The 22,539-nt window shown below is 38.7% G+C and carries 28 protein-coding genes; 9 read left to right on the forward strand and 19 right to left on the reverse strand.

Annotated elements, in window-relative coordinates; genetic code table 11:
- Nucleotides 1-68 precede the first annotated feature (68 nt).
- Entirely contained in the window at nucleotides 69-2,066 is a 1,998-nt protein-coding gene (locus GOM46_RS05415; RefSeq protein WP_006151232.1) for an LPXTG cell wall anchor domain-containing protein, read from the forward strand.
- A gap of 192 nt (nucleotides 2,067-2,258) precedes the next feature.
- Here GOM46_RS05415 and GOM46_RS05420 read toward each other — a convergent pair whose 3' ends face one another.
- The 12 genes from GOM46_RS05420 to GOM46_RS05475 form a co-directional block, all read right to left on the reverse strand.
- The gene (locus tag GOM46_RS05420; protein ID WP_006151244.1) at nucleotides 2,259-2,699 is read right to left on the reverse strand and encodes an ASCH domain-containing protein; all 441 of its coding nucleotides are present in this window, start codon (nucleotides 2,697-2,699) and stop codon (nucleotides 2,259-2,261) included.
- Complete coding sequence (locus GOM46_RS05425; protein ID WP_006151212.1) at nucleotides 2,696-3,544, reverse strand: putative PEP-binding protein; 849 nt, start codon at nucleotides 3,542-3,544, stop codon at nucleotides 2,696-2,698. Before GOM46_RS05425 ends, GOM46_RS05420 begins: the two co-directional genes overlap by 4 nt.
- Nucleotides 3,522-4,022: an NUDIX hydrolase gene (locus tag GOM46_RS05430; RefSeq protein ID WP_006151283.1), complete on the reverse strand. Its 501-nt coding sequence runs from the start codon at nucleotides 4,020-4,022 to the stop codon at nucleotides 3,522-3,524. Before GOM46_RS05430 ends, GOM46_RS05425 begins: the two co-directional genes overlap by 23 nt.
- Nucleotides 4,023-4,031: 9 nt before the next feature.
- On the reverse strand, nucleotides 4,032-4,730 hold the full coding sequence (locus tag GOM46_RS05435; RefSeq protein ID WP_006151199.1) for a 3-oxoacyl-ACP reductase: 699 nt from the start codon (nucleotides 4,728-4,730) through the stop codon (nucleotides 4,032-4,034).
- A complete protein-coding gene (locus GOM46_RS05440) occupies nucleotides 4,723-4,959 on the reverse strand; it encodes a DUF2829 domain-containing protein (RefSeq protein ID WP_000141913.1) in 237 nt (78 codons plus the stop codon). Before GOM46_RS05440 ends, GOM46_RS05435 begins: the two co-directional genes overlap by 8 nt.
- Before the next feature lie 100 nt (nucleotides 4,960-5,059).
- Nucleotides 5,060-6,094, reverse strand: a complete 1,035-nt coding sequence (locus GOM46_RS05445) for a DNA/RNA non-specific endonuclease (protein WP_006151278.1) — start codon at nucleotides 6,092-6,094, stop codon at nucleotides 5,060-5,062.
- A 195-nt stretch (nucleotides 6,095-6,289) separates the two neighbouring features.
- Entirely contained in the window at nucleotides 6,290-7,108 is an 819-nt protein-coding gene (locus GOM46_RS05450) for a hypothetical protein (RefSeq protein WP_006151205.1), read from the reverse strand.
- Between the two features lie 133 nt (nucleotides 7,109-7,241).
- Nucleotides 7,242-8,168, reverse strand: a complete 927-nt coding sequence (locus GOM46_RS05455; protein ID WP_006151227.1) for an aldo/keto reductase — start codon at nucleotides 8,166-8,168, stop codon at nucleotides 7,242-7,244.
- 102 nt (nucleotides 8,169-8,270) lie between these two features.
- Nucleotides 8,271-10,268: a methionine--tRNA ligase gene (metG, locus tag GOM46_RS05460; protein ID WP_006151279.1), complete on the reverse strand. Its 1,998-nt coding sequence runs from the start codon at nucleotides 10,266-10,268 to the stop codon at nucleotides 8,271-8,273.
- A gap of 136 nt (nucleotides 10,269-10,404) precedes the next feature.
- Nucleotides 10,405-11,664: an ABC transporter permease gene (locus tag GOM46_RS05465; protein WP_235083315.1), complete on the reverse strand. Its 1,260-nt coding sequence runs from the start codon at nucleotides 11,662-11,664 to the stop codon at nucleotides 10,405-10,407.
- Between the two features lies 1 nt (nucleotide 11,665).
- Nucleotides 11,666-12,367: an ABC transporter ATP-binding protein gene (locus GOM46_RS05470; protein ID WP_006151258.1), complete on the reverse strand. Its 702-nt coding sequence runs from the start codon at nucleotides 12,365-12,367 to the stop codon at nucleotides 11,666-11,668.
- Nucleotides 12,351-13,538 (reverse strand): efflux RND transporter periplasmic adaptor subunit, encoded by a 1,188-nt coding sequence (locus tag GOM46_RS05475; protein ID WP_006151273.1) that lies wholly within the window; start codon nucleotides 13,536-13,538, stop codon nucleotides 12,351-12,353. The genes GOM46_RS05470 and GOM46_RS05475 overlap by 17 nt, the downstream gene beginning before the upstream one ends.
- A 238-nt stretch (nucleotides 13,539-13,776) precedes the next feature.
- Between GOM46_RS05475 and gor the strand changes: the two genes are divergently transcribed.
- Together gor and GOM46_RS05485 are read left to right on the forward strand one after the other, a co-directional pair.
- Nucleotides 13,777-15,123 (forward strand): glutathione-disulfide reductase, encoded by a 1,347-nt coding sequence (gor, locus tag GOM46_RS05480; RefSeq protein ID WP_235083316.1) that lies wholly within the window; start codon nucleotides 13,777-13,779, stop codon nucleotides 15,121-15,123.
- A 139-nt stretch (nucleotides 15,124-15,262) separates the two neighbouring features.
- Nucleotides 15,263-15,802, forward strand: coding sequence for a biotin transporter BioY (locus GOM46_RS05485; RefSeq protein ID WP_006151207.1), 540 nt, complete (start codon nucleotides 15,263-15,265; stop codon nucleotides 15,800-15,802).
- A 54-nt stretch (nucleotides 15,803-15,856) separates the two neighbouring features.
- Here GOM46_RS05485 and GOM46_RS05490 read toward each other — a convergent pair whose 3' ends face one another.
- On the reverse strand, nucleotides 15,857-16,072 hold the full coding sequence (locus tag GOM46_RS05490; protein WP_006151239.1) for a YdbC family protein: 216 nt from the start codon (nucleotides 16,070-16,072) through the stop codon (nucleotides 15,857-15,859).
- Nucleotides 16,073-16,164: 92 nt separating this feature from the next.
- Here GOM46_RS05490 and GOM46_RS05495 point away from each other — a divergent pair, with 92 nt between their 5' ends.
- Nucleotides 16,165-16,485, forward strand: a complete 321-nt coding sequence (locus tag GOM46_RS05495) for a hypothetical protein (protein ID WP_006151231.1) — start codon at nucleotides 16,165-16,167, stop codon at nucleotides 16,483-16,485.
- A gap of 29 nt (nucleotides 16,486-16,514) precedes the next feature.
- Here GOM46_RS05495 and GOM46_RS05500 read toward each other — a convergent pair whose 3' ends face one another.
- From GOM46_RS05500 to rpsP, 6 genes are all read right to left on the reverse strand, one after another.
- Entirely contained in the window at nucleotides 16,515-16,853 is a 339-nt protein-coding gene (locus GOM46_RS05500; protein ID WP_004253071.1) for an ATP cone domain-containing protein, read from the reverse strand.
- Nucleotides 16,854-16,865: 12 nt separating this feature from the next.
- Nucleotides 16,866-17,585, reverse strand: a complete 720-nt coding sequence (trmD, locus tag GOM46_RS05505; protein ID WP_006151240.1) for a tRNA (guanosine(37)-N1)-methyltransferase TrmD — start codon at nucleotides 17,583-17,585, stop codon at nucleotides 16,866-16,868.
- Nucleotides 17,575-18,093, reverse strand: coding sequence for a ribosome maturation factor RimM (gene rimM / locus GOM46_RS05510; RefSeq protein ID WP_006151226.1), 519 nt, complete (start codon nucleotides 18,091-18,093; stop codon nucleotides 17,575-17,577). Before rimM ends, trmD begins: the two co-directional genes overlap by 11 nt.
- 74 nt (nucleotides 18,094-18,167) lie before the next feature.
- Nucleotides 18,168-18,500 carry a MazG nucleotide pyrophosphohydrolase domain-containing protein gene (locus GOM46_RS05515; RefSeq protein WP_006151253.1) on the reverse strand — a complete coding sequence of 111 codons (333 nt, stop codon included), beginning with the start codon at nucleotides 18,498-18,500 and terminating at the stop codon, nucleotides 18,168-18,170.
- Between the two features lie 42 nt (nucleotides 18,501-18,542).
- Nucleotides 18,543-18,782, reverse strand: coding sequence for an RNA-binding protein KphA (gene kphA / locus GOM46_RS05520; RefSeq protein WP_000379617.1), 240 nt, complete (start codon nucleotides 18,780-18,782; stop codon nucleotides 18,543-18,545).
- 19 nt (nucleotides 18,783-18,801) lie between these two features.
- Complete coding sequence (rpsP, locus tag GOM46_RS05525; RefSeq protein WP_004253064.1) at nucleotides 18,802-19,074, reverse strand: 30S ribosomal protein S16; 273 nt, start codon at nucleotides 19,072-19,074, stop codon at nucleotides 18,802-18,804.
- Between the two features lie 481 nt (nucleotides 19,075-19,555).
- Between rpsP and GOM46_RS05530 the strand changes: the two genes are divergently transcribed.
- The 5 genes from GOM46_RS05530 (at nucleotide 19,556) to GOM46_RS05550 (ending at nucleotide 22,487) form a co-directional block, all read left to right on the forward strand.
- A complete protein-coding gene (locus GOM46_RS05530; RefSeq protein WP_006151237.1) occupies nucleotides 19,556-20,152 on the forward strand; it encodes a hypothetical protein in 597 nt (198 codons plus the stop codon).
- Nucleotides 20,153-20,154: 2 nt separating this feature from the next.
- Entirely contained in the window at nucleotides 20,155-20,379 is a 225-nt protein-coding gene (locus GOM46_RS05535; protein ID WP_049509150.1) for a helix-turn-helix transcriptional regulator, read from the forward strand.
- Between the two features lie 198 nt (nucleotides 20,380-20,577).
- Nucleotides 20,578-20,787: a hypothetical protein gene (locus GOM46_RS05540; RefSeq protein WP_004253056.1), complete on the forward strand. Its 210-nt coding sequence runs from the start codon at nucleotides 20,578-20,580 to the stop codon at nucleotides 20,785-20,787.
- 112 nt (nucleotides 20,788-20,899) lie between these two features.
- Nucleotides 20,900-21,643, forward strand: a complete 744-nt coding sequence (locus GOM46_RS05545) for a DeoR/GlpR family DNA-binding transcription regulator (RefSeq protein WP_235083317.1) — start codon at nucleotides 20,900-20,902, stop codon at nucleotides 21,641-21,643.
- Between the two features lie 13 nt (nucleotides 21,644-21,656).
- Complete coding sequence (locus GOM46_RS05550) at nucleotides 21,657-22,487, forward strand: Cof-type HAD-IIB family hydrolase (protein WP_006151267.1); 831 nt, start codon at nucleotides 21,657-21,659, stop codon at nucleotides 22,485-22,487.
- The last annotated feature ends 52 nt before the right edge of the window (nucleotides 22,488-22,539 follow it).

The following is a 22,539-nucleotide window of genomic DNA, read 5'->3' on the forward strand; positions in this document are numbered from 1 at the left end:
TTATTGACTATTTCACATGTTAATGCTAGAATTACTTTGTTTGGTATATTAAATAATAAGGAGGACCAATGAAAAAATTATTTTTTGCTGTTTTTTCTGCGTTTGCGGCCCTTGCACTTCTAATTTCTATCGGTGCATATAGAACGCAAGCAAAAGAATTAACCAGCCAAGTGAAGATTTCTCAGCTTCAAGCTGAAGGGGATAAGATTTCTTATCACTGGGAAATTGATGGAGGTGTGGAAGTTGGAGATACATTCAAAATTTCCATGCCAGAAGATGTTAGTTTTGCGTCAAAAGTCTTTAGCTCAATGAAAAATGCTAGTGGCGAAGAGATTGCAACAGGACAAGTATCAGAAGATGGTAAGACTCTTACTATTACCTTCGTTAAAGGAGGAAATAAAGGAGCTTCAGGTAATGTATCTTTCTGGTATAAATGGGACAAAGAAAACACAACTGGTAAAGACCAGGACCGAACTCTTAAAGTTGGTTCAGAGTCTGTAATCGTAAAACGTTCTGGAACTGGACCAGTTCCAGTATTACTTCCAATCAAGAAGTACAACTCAGGTGGAATTGACCATACAACACTCCAGCATGCTCAAAAAATCTGGGGACCTCTGGGAATTCCAGACTGGAGAGACACTCTCACAGTAACAGATCCAGCTAAAGATGGTTTCTTATACTGGCATATCTCAGTCAATAGCGCAGTTGATAAAAAAGCACCAGCATCAGGAATCGTATTTACTGACCAAATGCCAAATCTACCAGCGCTTGACTTTAGCCGTCTAACATCAGCTAAAGGACAAGATGTTTCTCAATACTTCAAAGGTGGATACTACTTGCCTGCATCATTTGACTTAAAAGTTAATGGAAAAACTTTTGTAGTTGATGGAAAACCAATGTCAGGTCTTGGATTAGAACCATACATTGAGTGGACAGCCCGTGGATTTAAACTTGATTTGACTAAGATCAGCGACAAATTTAAAGTTGAATCTACTGACGAAATTACACTATCATACCAAACACTTCTACAACATGCTGATCAAATCAAGAGCGTAACAAACGTTGCTTCTCTAACAAGTGATCAGCACAAAACTTCTGTATCCAAAGAAAACACTTGGGTTAACAAAGCAGCTTCAGCAGATGCGCAAGTCTTCAATAGTGATGTAACAACTACAACAACGACTACGACATCTACTACAACAACTACAGAGTCTACGACTACATCTACTACAACAACTACAGAGTCTACGACTACATCTACTACAACAACTACAGAGTCTACGACTACATCTACTACAACTACGACTCCTGAGTCTACAACGTCTACAACGACTACAACTCCTGAGTCTACAACGTCTACAACAACTACGACTCCTGAGTCTACAACGTCTACAACGACTACAACTCCTGAGTCTACAACGTCTACAACGACTACAACTCCTGAGTCTACAACGTCTACAACGACTACAACTCCTGAGTCTACAACGTCTACAACAACTACGACTCCTGAGTCTACAACTTCAACTACTACGACTCAAGAGCCTTCAACTACAACCACTACGACTCCTGAGTCTACAACTTCAACTACTACGACTCAAGAGCCTTCAACTACAACCACTACGACTCCTGAGTCTACAACTTCAACAACCACTACGACTCCAGAAGAGCCAACTAGTCAAAACAGTAGTGAAGAAGAATCAAGCTCTACAACTACTACAACTCCTGAGCCTACAACTTCAACAACGACTACGACTCCAGAAGAGCCAACGACTACTGAGTCTACAACAACGCCACAAACAACAATGCCATATTACCCAGGTACAGAGCCAACGACTACTTCAACAACAACTCCAAGTACAACTCCAGGCTCAAATGATTCAACAACTCCAGGTTCAAATGGTTCAACATCATCAACTACTCCTGGAGAAGCTACAACTGATTCAACAACTGGAGACGAACCAGGACTTCCAAATACTGGTGAGCGTAATGGTCTAATTGTTTCTGTTGCTGGTGTTGCAATGCTTATCGTTGCTGTAGGAACTATTTTACATTATCGTAAAAAATAATCAACCAATGTAGAAGTGATAAGAATAGGGATTTTAGAGATAACTATCTTTGAAAACTTTATCCAATAACTTTACTTGTTAGATTCAAAAAAGCGGACATAATTGTCCGCTTTTTGTTTACTCGTTTTATCATTTAAAGTCAGAAAAAAGCTTTGGACGATGATTTCCAAAACTTTCTTCCTGCGATCCTTTTTATATAGGGTAGACCTTTCGAAATTCTTCTAAAACCACCTTGCTATCAGGTGTAAAAGTCAGTCCGGCCTCGCTCATCCACTCGGTGAAAACCTCCTCATGAACTTGGCGCCAATAGGCCAGAGATTTATCACCCTCACCTTCCTTGTAGGCATGGTCGGCTGACACTTGATGGAAAGGCTGAATGGAAACCTTTGTAATTTCAACGATGCAAACAGCCTGATCTTGGCTGTCTAAAATGACATCGAAGGTCCCTTCTTGTGGAAGGGGTTCGTTCTCTATTGCGTATAGATCATGAGCTGAGGCTGTTGCTGTTTTTTCTCCTGTAAACACCAGATCCGCTAAAAGGTCTGGGTCCACACCAAAAGCCCAGGCATCTATCTCATCTCCGATAGAGGGATTGATTTGCTTGTAGGCATTCCACATTTCTTGAGCTGTCATAGGTTGCTCCTTTGTATTTTTTTACTTTCTTCTTTTACACGTTTGAGATGATCTGGATAGTCAATATCTAAATTAAAAATCTCTGGAATAGAACTGTAATGGATAATACATTTGATATCCATTTGATTCATTTTTTGTATGAAAGAAGCATTCAGATATCCTGCTACGGCGAAATCTATCTTTTTCGTCCTTGCTTTATCTTGCATCTGTCTCAGCATTTCTAACATAATGGGACTTTCCATATCATGCCATTGACTATTTCTCACAGTGGCAAAAACAAAAGAAGTCAAATCATTCATTCCCACTACAATCTTTGAAATACCCATTTCCAGTATCCTGTCCAAGTCAAAATAAGCTGAAGGCAATTCAATCATTGTTCCAACTTTTCCAGTAAAATCATGCTGGCGCAATACTCTAATAGCTTGTTTTAACTGTTCAGCATCATTCACAAAAGGAAAAATAACAGACAGATTGGGATTGGTTTGATAAACTTCTGTAACGACATATGCCTCAGCCTGAAATTCATCTGGACATGCCAATAAACGCCTAGTCCCTCTATATCCAAATAATGGGTGGCGTTCATTAAAATACTCTTTAGTCCCGTCTAGACTATTTGCTTCTGTATTTGTTAACTCTGAAAAGCGATACCAGACTTCTTCATCTGAGTATAAATGGCAAATAGTGTCTAGATAATCTTTTACAAATTGCTGACAACTTGGTAACAGGATGTTTTGGTTGAGCTCTCTCAACAAGTATTCCCCACGAATCAAGCCGACGTGGTTCAATAACTGGGGATAAACTTTTTCATCAATTCTTTCGCCACTAAAAGCCAGTTGATTTTGCATGTTTTACCTTCCAATTCATGTAAGAGGTCTTGTCCAATTCTGGAAATCCTCGTAACTCTGCCTTCGCCTTCAATACTAATGGTGAGGCATTTTCTTCGGTCAACTGCTCAAGAGAAATCCAAATGGCATTTGCTGAATCATTACTTCCATCAAGAACTTCATGAGGAAGGGATTTTTGAGAGCCTTCGAAATCGAGTACGATATCATAAAAGGCCATGATATGATGTACGGCGAAGTCTTGCCCTTCTTCATAAACCAGCACATCATAAATCCTAGGATTTGAATACTGGCTAAGCATATAACCCGTCTCTTCCAGAACTTCTCTCTCGAGGGTTTCAGTCAGTCCCTCCCCTACTTCCTGGCTACCACCTGGTAGGTCAAAACGATGCTGATAAGGTCCTCTTGTTTTCTCAATGCAAAGCAATTTTCCCTCTTGAAGACAGACTCCGTATACCCCAAAGTGATTTTTGATTTCCATTAGATTCTCCTACTTCAAGCTCCAGCCACCATCAATAGTCAAGATTTGTCCTTGCATGGCGCTTGCTTTTCCACTTGCTAAAAAGAGGCTGACTTCTGCCACTTCTTCTGGCTCAATCCAGCGTTTGATAGGTGTTTCACTGGCTACCCAGTCTGCCAGACCACCTGGTTCAAAGTCAGCTGCTGTCATACCAGTCTTAACCGCACCAGGAGCAATGCCAAAGACCTGAATCCCAGCTTCAGCATAGTCTAGAGCTAATTGCTTGGTAAAGCCTGCTAAGGCATGTTTAGAAGAGGTATAGGCGTGCCCACCTCCGCCTGCCAGACTTGAAGCAATGGAACACATATTGATGATGGTTCCTCGCTTGTATTCCAACATTTGAGTCAAATAATAGCGAGTCAACTCTACTGGAGTCACATAGTTAATTTCAAAAATCTCTTGGATTTCTTGGGCTGATTGTTCCAGTAAAGATTTGTAGTCATCCAAAATTCCTGCAGTATTACACAGAATATCAACTTGAGGACACCAGTCGAAAATCGGCGTCAAATCAAGAGTTAAGTCCCGCTGTAAGAAGTGAAAATCACCTGCTAACTGAGGATCCGCTCCCTGGTCCACTCCATAGACCTGGTAGCCCTTTTCTAGAAAGAGGCGAGCTTGAGCCAGACCAATCCCTGAGCTAACACCTGTAACTAAGACACGTTTAGTCATGGACTTCCACCCAGTCTGTGGCTAGGACATCACAAGGAGTCGGACTCCACATAGAAAAGCCTTCCCCTTCACCAGAGACGTTGATGAGGAAATAAGGCGTCACTTCAAGAGCGACACCGTTCTGTTCGATGGTGTCGAAAAGCTGGACATAGTTTTCAGCTCCTCCCCAACCAGTACGCACATACTTCTTTTTTGCCTTTAGTCCCGGCAAGATTTCTTCAAATGTCATATTTTTCTCCTTAATAGTTCTCTTGTTTTATTATAACAAAAAACCGTTTTTCAACGGTTTTTTGACAATTATTTTTCATGATTTCTTAAGTCTTAGTAGATTACCATTGCAAACCCGCTTCTCTGATTTCCTTTTTAGAGGCAAACTTTCCATTTGGTCGATGCCATCTTCCATTTCTATCTCTAAAGTAGCCACCTGTATTACTACTTTGTGATTCTTCTTCTGCTAGTGCTGGGGCTTCAGTTTCCTGCTGTTTCTGTTCTTCTTTAGCCTTCTCTTCAGCCTCTTTTTTAGCTTTTTCTTGTGCTTCTTTTTCTTCAGCCTCTTTCTTAGCCTTTTCCTCGGCTGCTTTAACTTCAGCAGCACGTTCTTCAGCTGATTTGACCGTATTTTTTGCAGTACCATCCGCATAATTTATTTCAGCATTTTCTGAAACATTATCTAAGGCAACATGGGTTACGGAATACTTATCAATTTTTTCCTTACTGCTACCTAATTTAATCTCAAGTAACTTACCATCCTGATCAATTCCAACGTACTGTAAGATAATCTGTCTAGGAATCAATTCATTATCCTTATAGACAGCTGTTACCTTATAATCTAGATAATAGTTAGGATGGTTTGCAAGCCATGAATCTAGACCATTTTCATAATAAAGCATGCTACTTTGATTTTTGTCATCCGTTCCAGTAAAGGCACCTGTATTTAACCAGGCTGTCATAGGAACTAGATTGCGACCTTCATCATTAAGTCCACTAAATTGATAACCAACTAAATGACCGCGATTCATTAACCAGGCTTCCTTTGTACCATCACCATAATAAAATTTATAGTTATGCCATCCAACTGGATCAAAGGTTAATTTAGCTTCTCGCTTTTCTTTTGGTTCATCACTATCTTTCAGCTGAATATGAGCATAGGTTGCACGAGATTTGGAATCCAGTTCCCCAAGTTCAAGTTGCTTTTCGTTTCTAAAAGTAAGTAAACCAGCTTCATTGTACAATTTTGTATTATCCTGCGTAGTCTGTTCAGTCGTTACAGGTTCAGTTACTTTCGCCTCTTCCTTATGTTTCGAGCAACCAACTGATGTCAGCAGCGAGAGAAAAACAACAGAAGTCAAAACTATTCTTTTCATTCTATATTCTCCTAAATTATTAAAATATTTATTATATTGTTATTTTATACCATTTTATCATTTATAGTTTGTATTTTCAAACAATTATATAAATTTTTTTAAACAAAAAGAGCGAGATAAAATCTCGCTCTTGAATAAAAGTTAATGTAAAAATAGAAAAGATTAAAGCATATTTTAAAAATTTAATTCTTTTGATTATTTTATTTCTATAAATTTTTGATATATTTTCTTAGTTAATTCTTCTTGCTGGCTTGCTGTTAGTCGTGAAGAAGTACGAATCAAAACTGTACCATATACATAATGCGAACCAGGTTGAAGAGAGGTTCCATCATATGCACTAATATATTTATTACGCTGTTCTGCTTCCTCTTTAGTTTTATATACCTCTATATTACCGCCTGCATCATTTCCTTTTTGAATAATATCAGAACCCTCTACCGGAGGAGTTACTTGATTATCTACAAAATAAACAGATGCCGTATAACCACCTTGTTTATTTAGATGCTTATTAGGATCATTACTTTCTGTCACAGATTGTACTCCAGTAATTGTATCAACTTCTTTAAGTCTTTCCTCAATAAATGTACTAGATGGATTCGTAATTTGTTTTAATTGAATGACGCTATTTTTGTATTTCTCCAGTTTATTCTTTAATTCATTTTGATTTTCTTCATAACTTAATGGTTGATTCATTTCATTAATTTGATTTTCAATATCTTTTGTTTTTTTCTCCATTTCTGGTACTTTTCTTATTGATTTTTGAGTTTCTTCTACAGAATTCTTTAAGTCATCTAAGGTATTTGATTCTAATGCTTCTTCGCCTTTTTCAACTAATGCTTCAGCCTCAGATATTAAGTCTTCAATATCCTTATTTTTTTCTTTTAGAGATACAGAGGCTTTTTCAAAATTACTGACAGCAGTTTTATAAGGTACATAAGATAAAAAGTAATAACCTAAACTAACACCTAGTATCGCAAATATCATAATTGATATGATTACTACAATTTTTTTCATATTTACTTCCTTTTCAAAAAAATATTTATTTTATTATACTATTATTAGTTTGTATTTTCAAACAATTATATAAATTTTTAAAACAAAAAGAGCGAGATAGAACCTCGCTCTTGAATGGATTTCGTTTTAATTTCTATGGCAAATCATTTCCTGCTGCTAGGTAAATCTCATACCATTCTTTTCGTGTTAGAGTCAAGTTACTTGCTTTGCTTGCCTCTAATAGATGTTTGGGGTTTGTAGTTCCTACTACTGCTTGCATCCTAGCTGGGTAACGCAACACCCAAGCGATGGCAATAGCTGATGGGCTTACTCCATATTTTAGGGCTAGTCGATTTAGAACTTGATTTAGTTGTTGGAATTGTTCATTGCCAACAAAATTACCTTTGAAATAACCAAACTGCAAGACTGACCAAGCCTGAATGACCATATCATTTAGTTTGCAGTATTCAAAGACGCTACCATCACGCACAGCTGCCTTGTCACCTTCCATATTGACATGGAAACCAGCGTCAAAACCAGGTGTGAAAGCTGCGCTTAGCTGTAATTGATTGATCAATAAGGACTGTTTGACTTCTCTCTTCAGTAATTCCATCATCATGGGATTTTGGTTAGACACACCAAAGTCTCGAACTTTACCTGATTTTTGTAGAATATCAAAAGCTTCTGCCACTTGGTCAGCTTCCATCAAGGCATCTGGACGATGGAGAAGCAAGCTATCTAGGTAATCAACCTGCAATCGTTGTAGAATCCCATCAACTGACTCTAAAATATAATCTTTTGAAAAATCAAAATAGGTAAATTCTTCTATGCGAATGCCACACTTAGACTGAATCCACATCTTTTCTCGCAGGTCCGGACGATTTTTCAAAACCTGTCCCAGTAATTCTTCACAACGACCTCCACCGTAGATATCTGCCAAGTCAAAGGCGTTGATTCCGACAGATAGGGCTGTCTCAACCAACTCCTCCACTTCTTTGACCGACTTGTCACTAATTCGCATCATGCCGAGGACGATTTCGGATAGTTCTCTTTTCTCATGTCCAAATGAAATGTATTTCATGGCTTCTTCCTCCGTTTTTCTTCATTATAATGCAGAATGCCTCTTTTATTAACTATCGTCATACAAAAGAAAAGAACCAGCTCAAGCTGGTCCTTTTAAAACTTAGCCAATCACACTTCCGTTTGGTACAGCTGGATCAACTGTGAGAAGGGTTAATTTGCCTTCATGTTCAGCTGAGAGGATCATCCCTTGGCTGACATATTTTTTCATCATCTTACGTGGTTTGAGGTTGGCAACGATTTGTACTTTCTTACCGACCAATTCTTGTTCGTTTGGATAGAATTTCGCAATACCAGAAAGGATTTGACGGTCTTCACCATCACCAGCATCTAGGCGGAATTGAAGCAATTTGTCAGAACCTTCCACTTTAGAAACTTCTTTGACTTCAGCAACACGGATTTCAACCTTGTCAAAGTCTTCAAACTTGATTTCATCCTTGTTTAGTTTGAGTTCAACTTCATCTGGATTCCATTCTTTTTCGACAGCTGGCTTGTTACCTTCCATTTGTTCCTTGATATAGGCGATTTCTTCTTCCATATCGAGACGTGGGAAGATTGGAGTTCCTTTGGCAACTACCGTTACGCCTGCAGGTAAATCAGCCAAGCTCAAGTTTTCAAGACTAGAAACTTCTGCAAGTCCAAGTTGAGTCAAGACTGCACGACTGGTTTCCATCATAAATGGCTCAATCAAGTGAGCTACGACACGAAGGCTGGCTGCCAAGTGACTCATAACACTGGCCAATTGGTCACGATGAGCTTCATCCTTAGCTAAGACCCAAGGTGCTGTCTCATCGATGTATTTGTTAGTACGTGAGATAAGAGTCCAGACTGCTTCAAGCGCACGTGGGTAGTCAACTACTTCCATATAGGTGTGGTAGTCAGCGATTGATTGTTCTGCTACTTGGGCAAGGGCATTGTCAAAGTCTGTCACACCTTCTACATAGGCAGGGATTTGACCATCAAAATACTTGTTAATCATTGAAACCGTACGGTTGAGGAGGTTTCCGAGGTCATTTGCCAATTCATAGTTGATACGCCCTACATAGTCCTCTGGAGTGAAGGTTCCGTCTGAACCAACTGGAAGGCTACGCATGAGGTAGTAACGAAGTGGATCGAGACCATAACGTTCTACTAACATTTCAGGGTATACGACATTCCCTTTAGACTTAGACATTTTACCGTCTTTCATGACAAACCAACCATGGGCAATCAAGCGATCAGGCAATTTCATATCCAACATCATGAGAAGGATTGGCCAGTAAATTGAGTGGAAACGAAGGATGTCTTTTCCGACCATGTGGAAGACCGTTCCATTCCAGAATTTATCGTAGTTAGCATGATCCTCTTGACCATAACCAAGAGCAGTCGCATAGTTGAGAAGGGCATCAATCCAAACATAGACAACGTGTTTTGGATTTGATGGAACTGGCACCCCCCATGTAAAGGTTGTACGTGATACCGCTAAATCTTCCAAACCTGGCTCGATAAAGTTTTTCAACATTTCATTGAGACGGCCATCAGGAGTGATGAAGTCGGGATGTGATTTGAAAAATTCGACCAAACGGTCTTGGTATTTGCTGAGGCGAAGGAAATAAGATTCTTCTGAAACCCATTCAACCTCGTGACCTGATGGAGCGATACCGCCCGTCACATTTCCAGCTTCATCACGGAAAACTTCCGCAAGTTGGCTTTCTGTAAAGAATTCCTCATCGGATACTGAGTACCAGCCAGAGTATTCACCTAGGTAGATGTCATCTTGAGCAAGCAAGCGTTCAAAAACTTGCGCTACTACTTTTTCATGGTAGTTATCTGTGGTACGGATAAATTTATCGTATGAGATATCCAATAATTTCCAGAGTTCTTTAACTCCAACTGCCATACCATCAACATAGGCTTGTGGTGTGATACCAGCTTCTTCCGCTTTTTGCTGAATCTTTTGGCCATGCTCATCAAGACCAGTCAGATAAAAGACATCGTAGCCCATCAGGCGTTTGTAACGTGCTAGGACATCACATGCGATAGTTGTGTAGGCAGAACCGATATGAAGTTTACCAGATGGATAGTAAATCGGTGTTGTAATATAAAAATTCTTTTCAGACATAATATTTCCTTTCCAGGCTAATGAAACCTGTTTTTCTAACACTTCATTATACCACATTTTTAGTGATTTTCGATAGAGAAATCCATACAAAAAACAAGATAGACAAGCGTCCATCTTGTTTTTCATCTTGATTGTCTTATTCATAGCGAAGTGCTTCGATAGGATCCAGCTTAGAGGCTTTATTGGCTGGTAGAACACCGAATATCATTCCGATACCAGCTGATACCGCTAAACTAAAGAGAGCGATTGGGATAGATACTCCTACTTCGATACCTGCAATCATGTTTTGAAGTAGAGCCCCTGCAAGCATCGTCACCCCTGCAGCGAACAGAAGACCGAAGAAGCCACCTAACATGGTCAAAATCATAGATTCAATCAAAAATTGAACCAGAATATTCCCACGTGTTGCTCCTAGCGCTTTACGTAGACCAATCTCACGGGTACGCTCTGTCACTGAAACAAGCATAATGTTCATAACACCAGTACCACCGACAAAAAGGGAAATCCCCGCAATAGCACTAATAATCGTTGTTATGAAGCCAAAGAGTTGTTGAATTTCTTGGAAGGCAGCAGACGCATCTGCAACTTGATATTCCCCTTGTTGAAGACCTGCAATCTCTGTCATTCTTCTAGCTAACTCTGGTCCTAAAGTCTGGGTTAAGCTAGTATCATTGACACGGAAGACAATATTTGAAATCTCATCTGTGTTAAAATTAGCTGCTAAGGAAATATTGGTCGTAATTGGTAGTCCTCCGACTCCAAATGTTTTCGCAGCCTTAGCTTCTTTACTTGCATAAACACCAATAACACGGTAACTGATTTCATTTACTTCAACAATTTGGTTGAGGGCTTCTTTTGCAGAACCAAAAAGGCTATTGGCAAGCTCTTCATCTAAAATGATCACACTTGCAAAATCTTTATAATCTTGTTGTCTAAGTCCACGACCTGCAATAATTTCATTTTCAACCGCATCCATATAGGTGACATTCCCACCAGTCATGTTTGCATGTTCGACCTTTTTATCCTTATAGGTCAAGGTAACATTCATTGAGTTGGTCACATAATAGCTATCCACTCCCTTGAGCTTAGCAGCTTCCTTGACCCAAGCTTCTTGAGGTTTTGGTGGTTCAACAAAATCTTCTTCTTGACCACCAGACAAGGTCAATGCAGATTGTCTTTGTGTAAAGGAACCGTCCTTACTCTTTGTAGGTGAGAAAAAGACATGGATATCTTTCTGGGACTTGGTCATGTTTTTATTGACCTGACGAGACATGGAATCACCTAAGGCCATAATCACGACAACCGAGGATACACCGATAATAATCCCAATCATGGTCAAGAAGGACCGCATCTTGTGGGCCATAATGGATGAAAAGGCAAATTTCAGATTCTGCATCTTAGTTTTCCCCCTTTTCTACTAGGCCACTATCAGACGAAATGACACCATCACGGATGACGATTTGACGTTTCGCATAGGCAGCAATTTCAGGCTCATGCGTAACCATGATGATAGTTTTTCCTTCTTTGTTCAATTCAACTAAGAGTTGCATGATTTGATTTCCTGTTTTGGTATCAAGTGCCCCAGTCGGTTCGTCTGCTAGAATGATAGAAGGATTGTTGACTAGAGCACGCGCAATGGCAACCCTTTGCTTCTGACCACCTGACAACTCCGAAGGTAAGTGATGGCTACGTTCTGTCAACTCAACCTTTTCCAGATATTCTGCTGCTAGTTTACGACGTTTAGAAGCCGCAACTCCTGCATAAATCAATGGAAGTTCTACATTTTGTAGAGCATTCATCTTGGACAAGAGAAAGAATTGTTGAAAGACGAATCCGATTTCTTGATTTCGAACCTTGGCTAATTGTTTTTCACCCAAACCAGCTACTTCTTTTCCATCTAGAAAATACTGACCACTTGTAGGGGTATCTAACATACCGATGGTATTCATGAGGGTGGACTTACCAGAACCTGATGGTCCCATGATAGCTACGAATTCTCCCTCGTGAACTTCTAGATTAATGTTTTTAAGTACTTGAAGTTCTTGGTCGCCATTCCGATAGCTACGGCAGATATTTTTGAGGCTAATTAGTTGCTTCATCAGTCTTCACCTCTTTTCCTTCTTGCAAGGAAGCTGTCGGATTACTGATGACTTTTGCTCCATCTGTCAGACCAGATGTAATTTTTTGGTTTTCTGCATCTGCATTGCCCAATCCAACTTCAACTTTTTTGGCCTTTTGATTTTCGTCAAGGATCCAAACATAGTTTTTATCTTCTTCCATGACGATACTGGTAATCGGAACAAGTAATGCCTTACTAGTACTTTTCACTTCGACACTAACTGTAAAGCCTTGTTTCAAGTCACCGAGTTCACTTGTTACATCGACGGTATATGGATATTTAGAACCTGAGTTTGATCCCGCAACACTTGCGCTTGCTTCACTGTTATTTTTTGGATAATTGGAAATATAGCTAATCTTACCATTCCATGTCTTATCTGGATAAACCTTAGATGTGAAGGTGACTTCTTGGCCAACAGAAAGGTTTGCAAGATTGTACTCAGAAAGCTCTCCCTTGACCTGCAAGTTATCGTTACTTACGATATGAACCAAAACTTGACTATTTCCTGTTGGAGATTTTGAAACATTACGATTCACTTCAACAACTGTTCCCTCTACAGTACTCAATACAGTAGCAGAATTCAACTGGGCTTGAGCTTTTTCGAGTTGCGCTTCTGCATCTGCACGCACATCACGTGCATCGCTGATTTGAGAATCAATAGCAGCTGTGGCAGAACCGGATGACTGAGCTGGTGCTTGTCCAGTTGCTCCTTCTAGACCTGCTTGAGGAAGACTTGGTGTTGCTGCGGCGGTATTACGAGCATCGTTTAATTCATTGATATGACGGTCAGCTTTAGCTACAGCACGGCTTGCAGCATCATAGGCAGCCTGGGCTTCTGTACTACTATACTTGACTAGTGCCTGCCCCTCGCTAACCTTATCTCCTACAGAAACCAAAACCTCATCCAAGTCACCCTTACTTGCATCATAATAAACATATTGTTCATTCTGAGCCGTCACAGTACCTGATAAGAGAACCGATGAAGCCACTGAACCCTCTTTTGCAAGAACAATCTTTGCAGTTTCCTCTTTGGTAGCTGCTTGATTTGGTTGTCTTAATAGAAGAACGGCAGCCGCTCCCACTACAAGAACTGAGGCAACTCCAATAGCGGTAAACAATGGCCATTTCTTGGCTTTTGACTTTCTTTTCATATCCATACTCCTTTTTAATTGCATATATTAAAATTATAGCACATGTCCTGAAATTGGACAATTTGTTTCTAATTATCCAAATATAGCTGATTCATATTTTATTCTTGTATTAGTTATATAATACACCTTCTAATTTATTTTTGCAAGCACTTACATAAAATCTTTATACGTAGCAGATTTTTGCATTGACTCCCAAAAAAAGATAGAATATGACTAGAAAACAACAAAGGAGCTTTCTATGAGAGAATATGATATTATCGCCATCGGAGGAGGTAGCGGGGGTATTGCTACCATGAATCATGCTGGCGAACATGGTGCTAAAGCCGCAGTTATTGAGGAAAAGAAATTAGGAGGAACTTGTGTCAATATTGGCTGCGTTCCTAAGAAAATTATGTGGTACGGAGCACAAATCGCGGAAAGTATCCACAAATATGGGCCTGACTATGGTTTCACAAGTACTAATAACAAATTTGATTACGCAACACTTCGTAAGAATCGTGAAGCCTACATCGATCGTGCTCGTTCTTCTTACAACGGAAGTTTCAAGCGTAACGGTGTTGATTTAATTGAAGGTCGTGCCGAGTTTGTTGATGCTCATACAGTCAGTGTTAATGGCGAATTGATCCGCGCTAAGCACATCGTGATTGCGACTGGTGCACATCCTCAAATCCCTGCCATTCCTGGCGCAGAACTAGGTGGTAGTTCTGATGATGTCTTTGCCTGGGAAGAGTTGCCTGAATCAGTAGCTATTCTGGGTGCTGGTTACATTGCAGTCGAATTGGCTGGCGTACTCCATACCCTTGGCGTACAGACTGATTTATTTGTCCGTCGTGAACGTCCACTTCGTGGATTTGATAGCTATATTATTGAGAGTCTAGTTCAAGAAATGGAAAATACTGGACTAAAACTCCATACTCATAAAGTTCCTGCTAAACTTGAAAAAACCGAAGAAGGCATTCGAATTCATTTTGAAGATGGTAGCATGCATACTGCTAGTCAAGTCATCTGGGCTACAGGTCGTCGTCCAAACGTTGAAGGACTTAATCTAGAAAAAGCAGGCGTTACCCTCAATGAACATGGTTTCATCCAAGTTGATGAATACCAAAACACCGTCGTTGACGGTATCTATGCTCTTGGAGATGTTACAGGCGAAAAAGAACTAACACCTGTCGCTATCAAAGCTGGTCGTACTCTCTCAGAAAGACTATTCAATGGCAAAACAAATGCCAAAATGGACTATACAACTATTCCAACCGTTGTCTTTTCACACCCAGCTATCGGAACTGTCGGTATGACTGAGGAAGAAGCTATCAAAGAGTATGGACAAGAAAACATCAAAGTCTATACTTCAAAATTTGCTTCTATGTATTCAGCAGTGACTAGCCACCGTCAAGAAGCTCGCTTCAAGCTAGTTACAGCTGGTGCAGACGAAAAGGTAGTTGGACTTCACGGTATCGGCTATGGAGTTGACGAAATGATTCAAGGTTTTGCAGTTGCTATCAAAATGGGAGCTACAAAAGCTGACTTTGATGCAACCGTCGCTATCCATCCAACTGGTTCAGAAGAGTTTGTGACTATGCGTTAATCCCCCAAAGAGACCTCTTGGTCTCTTTTTTGTTTAAATCGGCCGTTACAACTTTGTAACCTTTGTTTTTGAAAAAGGTTGACATTTATATCTCTTCCAGTATAATAGTTACTATAAATTAAAAAAGAGGTTAACTATTATGAAAAAAGCACACATTTATGCTATTCCTGCTATTGGAGCTGCTCTGATTGCAGTATTAGCCCAAATTAGCATTCCAATTGGACCTGTTCCATTTACTCTGCAAAACTTTGCTATTGGTCTCATTGCTACTGTTTTTAGACCAAGGGAAGCTGTTCTCTCTGTAGGACTTTATCTTTTGCTTGGTGCTATTGGACTTCCCGTTTTTGCTAGCGGTGGAGCTGGTTTCCATGTTTTAGTTGGACCAAGCGCTGGTTATCTTTGGTTCGACCTAGTCTATGCAGGACTTGCATCTTATCTAACACACAAAAATAGTGGTGTTGTACGTATCTTCCTAGCCAATCTCTTGGGTGATTCACTTGTTTTTGTCGGTGGTATCCTCAGCCTCCACTTCCTTGCTGGTATGCCTATTGACAAGGCTCTCGCTGTCGGTGTCATTCCCTTTATCATTCCTGATCTTGCAAAAATTATTGCCATCAGTTTTATCGGACGACCACTCCTTCAACGACTTAGTAGCCAACCTTACTTTTCACAAAAATAAAAAAGAGGCCGGGATTTACTTCCCGTCTCTTTTTATTTATGTATCTATGAACCCTTATTGATTTTTAAAGGCATCCACCATCACTTGGAACTCTTCGTTTGAGAGTGTGATTCCTTTCCCCATCTTTGTGTGATCAGGACTCCAGCTACGAATGTCAAACTTTGCTGGAGCTCCATTAAAGCTTACACGATTGATTTCCTTGGTCCATCCTTTATCGTTTTCAGATAAAGTGAGTAAGTGTTCTTCAATTTCAAAAGTAAATTCTGCCATGTCCTTCTCCTTTTTGTTCTCAATTGATAATTCGAAAAATCTTGTAGATTTCATAAAATTTTTATATAATGAATAAAAGAAGGGAGGCCGGAATGAAAGATTTCTTGAAACAAGCTTTACAAAAAGTCCATGATTTTGTGAATGGTCATGAAGATTCCATTCCTGAAAAAAGCGATCCCCTCATTGCTAGACTTGAAGAAGCACTAGTCAAAAAAACGGCTGTCCATATCATCTTTGCTGAAACGAGTTTTACAGGCGATATTATCAAGTATGATACTGACCGCCAACAAATTATCGTTAAAAATTTCGCCAAAAATGTAAGCCGTATTATTCGAGTATCGGATATCCGGAGAGTAACATTTGTTCCTTCTACTATCCAAACTGCTCAAAAAAGAAGATTTAAGAAAGAGTGAGATGAGTTCATCATCTCACTCTTTTTCTATTAACGAATTTGTTCAAAATGTAGGTGAACCGCGATGTGGTCGCCATAACCACTTCTTTCCAAATCACGTTGCAAACGATAAGAGATATAGTGTTCTGCGATAGTAATGTATCCTGCTCCAAGCAAGCGGTGTTCAACCATTGATTGGATCATGCTGATGGTTGCACGCTCTACTTTTGCTTCTTCCAAGTCCAAAACAACTTTTTTAGTCACTTGAGCTAGGTTTTGGCGCAAATCGTCCGTCAATACATAGACTGTTTGAGCTGCCTTAAGAATAGCTTGGTAGATTTTATCTGGATCAAAATCAGCGACTTGTCCATCACGTTTAATTACTTGCATAGGTTTCTCCTTTTAATTGTTATTTTCTTTTATTTCTGCTAACATTTTTTCTTCTTCTGCTGTCAATTCATACTGTTCCAGCAAATCAGGTCTACGTTGATAGGTTTTCTTCAGACTCTCATAGAGACGCCATTGACGGATATTTTCATGGTGGCCACTCATAAGCACATCTGGGACTAACATGCCACGAAAATCATAAGGTCTTGTGTACTGAGGATATTCTAAGAGTCCAGATGAGAAACTATCATCTTGGTGACTAGTTTCCTTTCCAATAACTTCTGGAATCAAGCGAACCGTCGCATCAATCATAGTCATTGCTGCTAGTTCTCCACCAGTCAAGACATAATCTCCTAACGAAATCTCATCCGTCACCAGAGTCTTAATTCGTTCGTCATACCCTTCGTAGTGACCACAGATAAAAATGAGTTCTTCCTCCTTAGCCAAATCTTCCGCATAAGCTTGGTCAAACTGTTTTCCCGCTGGATCTAGGAGAATCACGCGCGGATTCTTTTTTTCAATAGCATCGAAGGCATCAAAGATGGGTTGTGCTCGGAGCAACATTCCTTGACCACCACCATAGGGTTCATCATCTACATGACGCGCCTTCTCCGCATATTCACGAAAATTATGATATTGGATATCTAAGAGTCCTTTTTCACGTGCCTTTCCAACGATGGAATGCTCTAAGGGTGAGAACATTTCAGGAAAGAGGGTTAAAATATCAATCTTCATCGTCTAACCCTTCTAAGAGTTCTACATCCACACGATTATTTGGAATATCCACATTCAGCACAACCGGTGGGATATAAGGCAAGAGTAGGTCACGTTTACCCTTTCGTTTAACTACCCAGACATCATTGGCACCTGGTTGAAGGATTTCCTTGATAGTCCCAATCAAGTTATCTCCCTCATAAACCTCTAGTCCGATAATTTCGTGGTAGTAAAACTCACCGTCATCTAGGTCATTGAGATTCTCCTCTGCAACCTTTAGACTATAACCCTTGTATTTTTCGATATCATTGATATGGTACATATCTTTAAACTTGATAATATCGAAATTCTTATGCTTCCGGTGGCTCGCGATGACCACTGTTCGAACAAATTGATCTTTATCATCAAATAAGGCGAGTTCTGCCCCTTTTTTAAAGCGTTCTTCAGTAAAATCTGTCACTGACAAGACTCGCATCTCACCTTGCAAACCCTGAGTGTTGACAATTTTCCCAACGTTAAAGTAGTTCATCTGATCTCCTGTATCTATTTCTCCCTTTATTTTATCATGTTATAGGGATTTTCTCAAGTTGGAGAAAACGGCTACTATGGATGATTTCTTTCTAAAAATCCTTCCAAATCTTGTGCATGCTGATACTTGATAGCTGCTTTTTTGTCTTTCTCAAAAATGGTCTTCGTTAAATCAATATTATTTATAGCTGCAATAGCAACTGTGTAGTGAATGATATCTGCCAACTCTTTTGCCAATTCCTCGTTTGAATCTTGAACTCCTTCTTTTCGACCAGAGCGTCCATTTAAAACCTCAGCAACTTCTCCAACTTCTTCTACTAGCTTAATAAAAAGTCCTTCTTCTGTTCTAGATTGTTGGTAGTGGTCAAGTAAGTATTCCTCTAGTTGTCTAACTGTTAAATCTCTCATTCCTTCTCCTTGCAAAAAAAGCGAGACTATGTCCCGCTTTTCTTATTTTTCGTCAATAACGATTCTTACTTTTTTGTCTTCAGTTGGGACAGAGTAGACAATCGTTCTTATCGCAGAAATAGTGCGACCCTTACGACCGATTACACGACCCACATCGCTTTGGTCAAGATCCAAATGATACTCCAAAAATTCTGGTGTATCTTCAATCTTGATAGTTAAGGCATCTGGTTGTGAAATCAAAGGTTTCACAATTGCAATAATGAGATTTTCAATCGTATCCATCTGTCAACCTACTTTAAACTTATTTTGAGAATTTAGAATCGTGGAATTTCTTCAATACACCTTCTTTTGAAAGGATGTTGCGAACTGTATCTGAAGGTTGAGCTCCATCAGCCAACCATGCAAGAATACGGTCTTCTTTCAAAGTTACTTGGTTTTCTTCAACAAGTGGGTTGTAAGTCCCAACTGTTTCGATGAAACGTCCGTCACGTGGTGAACGTGAATCTGCAACGTTAATACGGTAGAAAGGTTTTTTCTTAGAACCCATACGAGTCAAACGGATTTTAACTGCCATTTTTAATATCTCTTTTCTTTTTATTTTTTATTTCGGTGAAATAGCTAAGCTATTTAGCACATGTTCTATTATAGCAGATTTCTGGATGGTGTCAAGAAAAAAACTTGACAGAGTTTAAATATTTTTAAATTTTTTAGACTAATAGGGATAAATTAGAAAGAAAAAAGTAACTTCTACACCTACAAAGCTTACTCTGATCGACTTTATAACTGTCTAAGAAAAAAGTAAAGATTCATACAGTATCTAGATTTTCCAAAAATTCTTTATCATCAAATACTATTAACGAAACTATCCAAACCAAATTCGATGCATTGCTTCAAAGAATTTTTTAGTTGTTTGACTAGCGAGGTATTTATTAAAAAAATTTTTCAAATAATTGCCACATTGACACATAAATTCTTGCTTTCTAAATTTAAGTGTGATATATTTATAACATAAAATTTAAGTGTGATATATTTATAACACAAAAAAGGAGTCTATCATGAAAAAAAGTCAAAAAATGCGTGGCCTCATTTCAATGATTGCCGTAGCTCTCTCTATTGATTTTACTGTTTTATTTGGTTCTAATCTTAGTTGGGGACCCAAGTTAGTTATTGTTGGTATTTCAGTGTTAAGTCAGATTGTAGCTATTTGGGGCTGGCTACATATGAAACCACGACCTCATAAGATTCAGAAAGATAAGGGGAAGACTATTTTTGACTTGTCTGCTAAGCTTTACACGATACTTTTGTTTGCAGCAAGCATTTTTTATACAGTAGGGGTTTGGGCAGTGACCCCAAGTGAAAGTTCTGGTATCAAAGAATGCATTTTGGGAATTGGCCTCGTTATTGAAGTGATTGTATTTGGTTTTTTCTCTTTGAAAAATGTCAAGGAAACTCCGGACGAACGCTTTTATGCTAATTTAGCCAAGGCAGCTAGCTTGATGTTTGTTTTTATGCTAGGCGCACTGATGATCCTAGCAGTTATTATTGGGTATATGGGGTCTCTCACTCTTTACATGGGCCAGATCTTTATTAGCATAGCTGCTTTGATTTGCATCTTTGCGGTTGTCTATCTTATCTTGGAACGGAGAGGATAAGCATGGCCAAAGAAAGCAAGATTATTACTAATCTCAAATCTATTCGTGAGTCCACAGGCATGACCCAGCAGGAGTTAGCCGACCTCATCGGCATGCGACGCGAGACAATTCTGCACCTGGAAAATAACCGTTACAATCCTTCGCTGGAAATGGCTCTTAAAATTGCTCAAGTTTTTGATTTGAAAGTAGAAGACCTCTTTGAACTCAGACAGAAAGAGGAAGCATAATTCTTTTCGAGACCTAGCATTAAGTTCATTGATTAATTAGGAATTGAAGCCAAAAGAAAAATCTTTTGAAAATGTACTCTTTTAAAATATAGTAATTCTTATGGAATTGATATCCCAAAACATTTAGATACGCTTGTTGAAAAAGGATATGCTATTATCGAAACCGCCTTTGACTCGCTTTACCATCTAAATGCTACTATGAAAAAGAGTATCCTTAAAAAGAAGGGTGTTACTGGACTCTCCAAGATGAAGGCCACCGAATTGAATCAAGCACTTCATGATCATTTTTCAGAAGAAGAATTAGCTAACCGCTTTTCGATTCGTGGCTATAAACTAACTCCAAAAGGTGAACAAGCTCTCAAAGACCATCAAGTAATCATTGACCTCCATCCTAAAAAGAATCTTTAATCAACCAAAGCTGGTTGATTTTTTTGTAATTTTTTAAAACACTTACAAATCATTACAATTATTGACAAATGCTTATAAAAAGAGTATAGTATTAAAAAAAGGAGGAATTCCTATGTACCAAGAACAACGATTAGAAGAAATCATAAAACTTTTAGAGGATAGAGGAAGTCTGTCAGCAAAAGAAATGGTTGACCATTTCCATGTTTCCAAAGATACCATCCGTAGAGATTTTTCAATTCTCGCAAAGGAAAAACTAGCAAGAAGAACTCATGGAGGTTTATTGCCAATTCAAAAGCAAAGGATTCTTGATTTTCAAGGTAGAGCAGAACAATCTTCTAAAGAAAAAGAGAAAATTGCTCATTTAGCTACCCAACTCATTTCTGATTCACAACTGATATTCTTTGATGTTTCAACCACTATACTTGAGTTAGCAAAAATTATAGATAAAAAAGTTACTATTTTCAGTCATTCATTAGATAACGCACTTATCTTAGGAAATAATGAAAATGTCGATTTTCATATTCTCGGTGGAAAATTTCATAGACAGAATCGTTTTTATTATTCACTAGAAGAATCCAATACTTTAGAGGGAATTAGATTTGATGTAGCATTTTTTGGCGCTGCTAGTCTTTCAGACGGACAAGTTAGTTTTGAGGATCAAGAAGATGTTCTCATGAAAAAAAGAGCATTTAAAACTAGTAAAATTCGCGTCTTGTTAGCTGAAACAGGAAAGATAAACAAACACTCTCATTTTATACTTTCTGAACTAGCTGATTTTGATTACTGGATTACAGATAAAGAGCCTGATGTAGAAATACAAGAATCTTTAGATGGTAGAACAACAATACTATTTTAAAAAGGAGCAAAATATGTCAAGAATTAAATTAATTATGAGTGATATTGACGGCACTATTTTGGATAAAAATCACCAATTAGATTCTTATTTGATAGAACTGATGCCACTTTTAAAACAATGTAATATTCCTTTTGTTCTAGCTTCTGCTAGATCTCCTCTCGGTATAGCGCCAATTTCTAAAGAGCTTGGCATCACCGAATGTCCCATTGCCTGCTATAATGGAGCACTCATCAGTTTAGGAGATAAAATCCTAAGACAGCATACTATTAATAAAAAGGAATTACTCTTACTACATGATTTTTTAAAAAAAGAATTCCCGACAGTTTCTATCAATGTTTACTCCGGAAAAGATTGGCTTGTGAATACAATTGATGAGTGGGTAGAAATCGAAGCAACTATTACTGGAGAAAGTCCAAAAGTTACATCTTTAGCAGATTTTATAAAAGACGAGAAAACTCTTGTTCATAAACTTTTGCTGATAGATAATACGGATACCATACAGAAACTTCAAAAAATCTTATCCTCAATAGATTTCCCTCAAACCAACTTCTATCTCTCTAAAGATAACTATCTAGAAGTTACACATAATCAAGTATCCAAAAAACAAGCTTTATTAGAATTAGCCAAGTATTATCAACTTTCACTTTCTGAAATTATGACTATTGGAGATAATTATAATGATATTCCAATGATTGAGACTTCTGGACTTGGTGTTGCAATGGGAAACGCACCTACAGATGTCAAAACTTGCGCAAATACAGTAACAGATTCTAATGATCAAAATGGTGTAAGTAAGGCCATAAAATTGTATGTACTATCGGAATCATCACAATTGAATATTTGAAATCCACTTCTTTTTAGGGTACAATGGAAAAAATGATTTTTGAGAGGATTAA

Origin of the sequence: Streptococcus infantis (assembly GCF_021497965.1) — a bacterium.
Classification (GTDB): Bacteria; Bacillota; Bacilli; order Lactobacillales; family Streptococcaceae; genus Streptococcus; species Streptococcus infantis_B.